A 6,785-nucleotide genomic window follows, 5' to 3' on the forward strand; every position below is an offset into this window, starting at 1 on the left:
ACATCGGTGGCTTCCACGCCCACATCGGCGACCAGCAGCTGGGTTTCGATTTCCTCGAAAATCTCGTCGTCGATTTCCTTGGCGCCTACCAGCAGGTCTGCCAGGCCCTTGCCCAGACCCTTGCGGGTCTTGCCCAGGCCCTGCTTCATGCGGGTCCAGAAGTTGCCGCCTTCGTCACCGTCATCCGCCGCTCCAGGCTGGCTCTCAGCCTGTGGCGCCGGTTCTGGAGTCACGGCGGTAGCTTCTGCTGGTGGCGGCACCGGCGTTGTGGTTTCGGCCTGAGATTCGCCAGAGGCGGTCTCTTCTGCTTCGGGTCCGGTGTCAGCCTCGTTCAGTTCGTCGGCATCCACACCGGTAAACATGCGCTTCCAGAAACCGGTCTTTTTTTCTTCCGGCTTCGGGGCGTTGTCGTCGTCGCGGGAAACTTCGTCGCTCATGTTCAGTCTTATCCAATCGCGAAGAGGGTAAATCGGGCCTCTTCCTTTGCAATGAGGCTGCAAGGACAGGGCAGTAAACCGGTATGCTAGCAGCCTGAGTTCGACAGACTGCCGGCCGGCGATAAATAAAATGCGCCCTCCTGCAGGCTTTGCGTTTGTCTGGCGGGCTTGCAGCAGCCTGACAGCGAACGCGCGGCTATCCTAACACTTCGCTCACGGGGGAGCAGCTTCCGGGGGCGACACAATGAGGACAATGCATGAGACAACTCATGGTGGCACTGGCGGCCATTCTCTGGAGTCTGACCGCCCGGGCCGAGCTGCCCACCCATGCCTTTACCCTGGATAACGGCCTGAAAGTGCTGATCCGTGAGGATCATCGGGCATCCGTGGTGACCGTGATGGTCTGGTTCAAGGCCGGCAGCATCGACGAAGCGCCCTATGAAACGGGTCTGGCCCATGTGCTCGAGCACATGATGTTCAAGGGCACCGAGCGACTGGGGCCGGGGGACTTCTCCAAACTGGTGGCCCGCTATGGGGGCAGTGACAATGCTTTCACCAGTTATGACTACACCGCCTATTTCCAGCAGTACGAGGCGTCGCGGCTGCCGCTGGCGCTGGAACTGGAAGCGGAGCGACTGGGCAACCTGAAGATCGACGACGACGAGTTTTACCGGGAGTTGCAGGTGGTGCTGGAGGAGCGTCGCACCCGCACCGACGACAACCCCAATGCTCTGGCCTGGGAAAAATTCCAGGCGGTGGCCCGGCCGGGTACCGGTTATGCCCACCCGATCATCGGCTGGCGTTCGCTGCTGGCCCAGTTGCAGCCGGAGCAGGCGCGCAGCTGGTATGACCGCTTTTATGTGCCGGGGAATGCCACCCTGGTGGTCGCCGGTGACGTGACCCGCGATCAGGTAGAGCCGCTGGTACGCCGCTTCTTCAGCGATCTGCCCGCCGGTACCACTCCGCCGCGGCCAATACAGACGGTCAATCCTGCCGCTGGCGAGCGGCGTCTGGATCTGGCCATGGCGGTGCAAGTGCCCGCCCTCTACATGCTCTATAACGTGCCTTCCCTGGTCACCGCAGAACAGAAGCAGGACTTCTACGCCCTGACCATGCTCGCCGGTGTGTTGGACGGTGGCATGAGTGCCCGCATCGAAACCGATCTGGTTCGCGGTGAGAAGCTGGTGGCCGGTGCCGGTGCCAGCTACAGCGGCATCCAGCGCGGCGATGGCACCTTTACGCTGACAGCGACTCCCAATCCGGGTGTCACCCTCGAGCAGGTAGAACAGGCTCTGCGCGAGCAGATCAAGACCCTGCAGACCACCTTGCCCAGTGAAGATGAAATGGCGCGGGTGCGGGCCGGCGTGCTGGCCAGCCAGGTGTTCGAAAAGGACTCGGTGATGGGGCAGGCCATGGAGTTGGGCATGCTCAGTACCCTAGGTCTGGATATCGAACTGGCCGAGCAATTTGAGGAACAGTTGGGCAAGGTCACTGCGGAAGATGTGCAGCGGGTGGCCCGCCAGTGGCTGATACGGGAACGGTTGGCCGTGGCCCATGTAGTCCCTGCGCAGGAGGAGGAGCAATGATGCGGTTACCAGCAATCATGGGGGCTGCGGTGGCGGCGTTGATGCTCAGCGCCTGCGCCAGCTTCCCGACCACGGAAAAGCAGGTGGCGGCCAGCGAGCCCCAGGCGCCGCAGCTGGATATCCAGTCCTGGCAGACGGACCAGGGCGCCAAGGTCATGTTCGTGCAGAGCGATGCCTTGCCCATGCTGGACATTCGTCTGGTGATGGCGGCGGGCAGTTCCCAGGATCACGATTTGCCCGGGGTGGCGTCCCTGACCAGTGCCCTGATCGGCCAGGGTGCGGAGGCCTTGAGTGTGGACGACATCGCCCGGGGCTTTGAAGATCGTGGCGCCAGCTTTTCCTCCAGCAGTTACCGGGACATGGGCATCATCAGCCTGCGTACCCTGTCGGCGGTGGAATATCGCCAGCCGGTGGTGACCCTGTTCAATCAGGTGATCGGTTCGCCCAGCTTCCCCGAGGAGGCCCTGGATCGTCTGCGTACCCGTGCCATGCAGGGGCTGCGCATGGAGCAACAGGTGCCCGGACCCCAGGTCAGCAAGGCATTCATGAGCACGGTGTTTGCCGACCACCCCTATGGCCAGCCCAGCGAAGGGACGATGGAGAGCCTGCCGAAGATCCAGCGCCAGCAGCTGGTGGATTTCTATGACACCTATTACGCCGCCGGTAATACCGTGATTGCCATGGTGGGTGACCTGTCCCGCAGTGAAGCCGAGGAAATCGCCGCACAAATCAGTGCGGCACTGCCGGCGGGGCCGGCGGCACCGGAGCTGCCCCGGGCCGAGGCACTCAGCGAGCGGAAACGCGAGCACATCAATTTCCCCTCCGCCCAGACCCATATCCTGCTGGGCAACCAGGCCACCTGGCGGGGCAACCCGGATCACGTGGCGCTGCATGTGGGCAACCAGATTCTCGGCGGTGGCGGCTTCGCGTCCATCCTCACCGACGAGGTGCGCCAGAAACGGGGTTATGTGTACGGCATCGGCAGCGGCTTCTCGGCCATGGCGGCGGGCGGTCCCTTCCAGGTGCAGTTCAAGACCGCCAACGAGAATGCCGATGAGGCGTTGACCCTGACCCTGGACCTGATCGACACGTTCGTTGAAGACGGCCCCAGCCAGGCGCAACTGGAACAGGCGCGGGCCAATATCCTGGGCAGCTTTGCCCTGAGCACCGCCGACAACAGTGACATCATCGGCCAGCTGGGCGCCATCGGATTTTATGATCTGCCGCTGGATTACCTGCAATGGTTCAACCGCCAGGTCCGCCAGGTCACCGTGGCAGATATCCGCGATGCCTTCCGCCGAACCCTGGATGTGGGGGATCTGGCCATCGTCAGCATCGGTCCGGAGGCACCAGAAATCCTGCAGGATCAGAACAGCGGTACCCCGGAGGCGGAGGAAGAACACAGTGGCGACTAGAGGCCAGGGCCGCAAAGGCGGCGCCACCAGTAAAGGCCAGGTGCGTATCATTGGCGGGGAGCGGCGAGGTCATCGGCTGCAATTCGTGGATCAGGGGGGCGACCTGAGACCCTCTTCCGATCGTATGCGCGAGACTTTGTTCAACTGGCTGCAGTTCGAGTTGCCCGGTTTGCGAGTGTTGGATCTGTTTGCCGGTTCCGGGGTGCTGGGGGCAGAAGCCCTCAGCCGTGGCGCCCGGCGGGCGGTGTTGGTGGAAAAAAAACGCGAACGCGCCGCCGATTTGAAACGCCAGTTACTACCGTTGTTTGAGGACCGTATCGAGATCCACACTGCCGATGCCCAGCAGTGGCTGGCCAACAGTGCTTTGCAGTTCGACCTGGTGTTTGTCGATCCGCCCTACGACCTGGGGCTGGCGGAGCCGGCCTGTGCGGCACTGGAAAAGCGTGGGCTGCTGGCGGAAGACGCCTGGATCTATGTGGAAAGCCGCCGCCACGGAGAACCGCCTGTTGTGCCGGCGAACTGGCAGTTGTATCGGGAGAAAAGCGGAGGAGACATTCTTGCGCGTTTATTTCGCCGTGAAGCGGTTTGAGTCCCATTCGTCGGTTTCTGAGGGGCAAAGGGGACAGGCGGCGCGCAAAAGGGAGTAAATGGTATACACGGTCGTATCAGTGTGATTGCTGTCACAGCAGTAGCGTTGAATCATATATATGAAGCCATTGGGGATGGCTGCTGACGACGGGATAACAAACACCGTTACCGGCACAGGGAAGGACGGGGCGAATATGGAAAAAGTCTTGGAACGGATTCAGACGGCATCAATCGGCCTGGACAAGGACCGGTTTCTGCGACAGCTGCTTGGTTATCTGGCCGAGTCCCTGCAGGAAGTTACCGGCATGGATCAGGCAGAGGGCTTTATCTCCCTGGTGGGCCAGAAGATCGGTGACGAACTGAATGCGCATTATCTGCAGTCTCTGAAGTTGACCTCACTGGATCGACATCAGATTGCCGCGGTGCTGGTAGATCTCAAGCGTCGCATTGATGGGGATTTTTATCTGATCCATGCGGATGAACGGCAACTGGTTCTTGGCAATCGTCGCTGTCCGTTTGGTGACAAGGTGATAGGCCGGCCCTGTGCATGATGACGTCCAATGTGTTCGGTGTGATCGCAGCGGAAAATGCCGGTTATGGCCGCGTGGATATCCAGAAGGCCATTGCCAATGGCGATGGCCACTGTCATGTGGTCATTTCTCTGGAAGCCAGCGAGACGGGGGCGGGGCGGGAATATTTTCGCTCCGGTGAATGATGCCATGGTCGTCGGACTGTCGGGCCCTGATCAATGCCATGTCCATGCCGGTGTTCGTGGTCCGCGCAAATGGCGATATAGAGTGGTTGAACCGCAGGGCCAGCCAGTTGCTCGGCGATCGCTCCCCGAAAACGATCAAGTGTCTGCTGACGTCCCCCTCACGCAGTGAGGAATTTTTGCGAGCCATGCGCCGCAATCAGGCATTTTCCCATTTGTCCCTGCGCCTGGCTGCACCGATGCAAGACAGTTACATCGCCAGTACCCGGATTGCCCGACAGGGCGAGGCTCTGGATTTCTGGTTGCTGGAGCTGTTGCCAAGACAATGGGTCGTGGGTGGCATGCACCAACTTTCCCAGATGATCCAGCGGACGACGGCGTTGAAAAGGGAGCGAGCGGCCGCAGAGAAAACCGCACTTGTGGCGCAGACCGAGGCTTCCCGGGATGCGCTGACCGGTATTGCCAATCGTCGCGCTTTTGATGACTGGTTGGCGACGGCACTGGCAGATCCGCAGCAAGAATTTTCAGTGATGATTCTGGATCTGGACTACTTCAAGGCAATTAATGACAGCCACGGTCATGACCTGGGCGACCAGGTGCTGCAGCGTGTGGCCCGGTTGCTGAGCGGGACTCTTACCCGCCGTGATGATCAGGTGGCCCGTATTGGCGGGGAAGAGTTCGGGGTGTTGCTCCCGGGGGCGGATATCCATGCCTCCCTGAAAGTGGCCTGGCGGTTGGTCATGACCCTTCGCAATCACAATGCGGGCTGTCCGCCCGGTGACAGTTGGCAGCCGGTAACCTTGTCCGTAGGAGTGGCGACTCGCACTCCTGGCACTAACATCACCGGCCGTGAGCTGATGCGTCAGGCGGATCGAGGTTTGTACCTGGCCAAGCAGCGCGGGCGGGATCAGGCAGTGCATGCGGCCCTGTCCGGTCAGTCAGATCCACCCAGGGCGGACGCCAGGTAACCACGGCGTTCAGGCACAATTACCCGGCGGTCCCTCACATCAATGACCTGCCCAGCCACGGCGGCAGGCGGGAAATGGCGCAAACTGCACTAGTGTCCCATTTTTGACTGGCGAATACTGTGGCTATAAGCAGGAGGGTTTGCCATGACTAGCAAAGCGGTTGCGACATCGCCGAAAACATCAAAGAAACTGAACAACAGTGATATTCAGCCTCGCAAGATGGATTTCTCCTTCGATCCGGCCATGCCGCGTTACTGGTTTGACGACGACCAGTTCAAGACCATTCTGCTGACAGCCTTGTCCTGCACTTTCCCGGAAGGCGAGCGCTTTTTCGTGCGCTCCGTGCGCCATTACCAAAAACAGATCCAGGACCCGCTGCTACGCGAGCAGGTAAAAGGCTTTATTGGCCAGGAAGCCCACCACGGTAACGAGCACGATGCCTTCAACCATTTCATGGAGTCCAAGGGCGTGCCCACCGGCAAGGTGGATGAGTTCGTCAATCGCGGCATGCGCTTCATGGCCAAGCACCTGTCTCCGCAGCGGCAATTGGCGAAGACCTGCGCCCTGGAGCACTTCACCGCCATGCTGGCGGAATTGATGCTGGAACATCCGGATTTTTTCAAAGGCATGGACGAGCGCATGTTGCCACTGTGGTTATGGCATGCGGTGGAAGAAAGCGAGCACAAGGCCGTGGCCTTTGATGTGTACCAGGACCAGGTGGACAACTACTGGGTGCGCACCTCGGAAATGGCGTTTACCACGGTGGAATTCATCAGCTTTACCATTTTCCACTATTACCAACTACGCAAGGACATGGACGATCCCACCGACTGGCGATCCGTCCGGGGAGGTATCAACTGGCTGCTCGGTAAACCGGGCTGGCTGCGAAAACTGGGCAAGTCTTACCTGGCTTATTACAAGCGGGATTTTCACCCCGCCAAGCGCGACAGTACCTTCCTGCGCAAGCAGGGGTTGAAGAAACTGTCACGGCTACTGGATCGGCCGGATCTGACTGGCTGATCGGCCCTGCGTGGGGCCTTCATGTTTTCCTGTCGTGCTGGCGTGTTACGGTGGGAAAA

The 6,785-nt window shown here is 60.4% G+C and carries 6 protein-coding genes and 1 pseudogene; 6 read left to right on the forward strand and 1 reads right to left on the reverse strand.

Going from position 1 to position 6,785, the window contains the following annotated elements; genetic code table 11:
- Positions 1–437: signal recognition particle receptor subunit alpha (locus HUJ17_RS12020; protein ID WP_290510916.1), on the reverse strand; the 437-nt coding region annotated here is incomplete at its 3' end.
- 257 nt (positions 438–694) lie between these two features.
- On the opposite strand from HUJ17_RS12020, the gene HUJ17_RS12025 reads away from it, so the two are divergent.
- From HUJ17_RS12025 to HUJ17_RS12050, 6 genes and pseudogenes are all read left to right on the forward strand, one after another.
- A complete protein-coding gene (locus HUJ17_RS12025; protein WP_290510917.1) occupies positions 695–2,023 on the forward strand; it encodes a pitrilysin family protein in 1,329 nt (442 codons plus the stop codon).
- A complete protein-coding gene (locus tag HUJ17_RS12030; RefSeq protein WP_290510918.1) occupies positions 2,020–3,438 on the forward strand; it encodes a pitrilysin family protein in 1,419 nt (472 codons plus the stop codon). The genes HUJ17_RS12025 and HUJ17_RS12030 overlap by 4 nt, the downstream gene beginning before the upstream one ends.
- Complete coding sequence (rsmD, locus tag HUJ17_RS12035; RefSeq protein ID WP_290510919.1) at positions 3,428–4,027, forward strand: 16S rRNA (guanine(966)-N(2))-methyltransferase RsmD; 600 nt, start codon at positions 3,428–3,430, stop codon at positions 4,025–4,027. Before HUJ17_RS12030 ends, rsmD begins: the two co-directional genes overlap by 11 nt.
- A gap of 304 nt (positions 4,028–4,331) precedes the next feature.
- Positions 4,332–4,741 (forward strand): annotated as a pseudogene (locus HUJ17_RS12040) (methanogen output domain 1-containing protein).
- A complete protein-coding gene (locus tag HUJ17_RS12045; protein ID WP_290510920.1) occupies positions 4,741–5,706 on the forward strand; it encodes a sensor domain-containing diguanylate cyclase in 966 nt (321 codons plus the stop codon). Before HUJ17_RS12040 ends, HUJ17_RS12045 begins: the two are co-directional and overlap by 1 nt.
- Before the next feature lie 144 nt (positions 5,707–5,850).
- Positions 5,851–6,726 (forward strand): metal-dependent hydrolase, encoded by an 876-nt coding sequence (locus HUJ17_RS12050; protein WP_290510921.1) that lies wholly within the window; start codon positions 5,851–5,853, stop codon positions 6,724–6,726.
- Positions 6,727–6,785: the final 59 nt, after the last annotated feature.

This window comes from Alcanivorax sp. (genome assembly GCF_014762765.1).
Lineage (GTDB): Bacteria > Pseudomonadota > Gammaproteobacteria > Pseudomonadales > Alcanivoracaceae > Alcanivorax.

What these genes read in the sequence shown, in the direction of transcription:
- HUJ17_RS12050 (WP_290510921.1), top strand. Translation starts at nt 5,851, where the DNA reads ATGACTAGCAAAGCGGTTGCGACATCGCCGAAAACATCAAAGAAACTG.
- HUJ17_RS12025 (WP_290510917.1), top strand. Translation starts at nt 695, where the DNA reads ATGAGACAACTCATGGTGGCACTGGCGGCCATTCTCTGGAGTCTGACC.
- HUJ17_RS12030 (WP_290510918.1), top strand. Translation starts at nt 2,020, where the DNA reads ATGATGCGGTTACCAGCAATCATGGGGGCTGCGGTGGCGGCGTTGATG.
- HUJ17_RS12045 (WP_290510920.1), top strand. Translation starts at nt 4,741, where the DNA reads ATGCCATGGTCGTCGGACTGTCGGGCCCTGATCAATGCCATGTCCATG.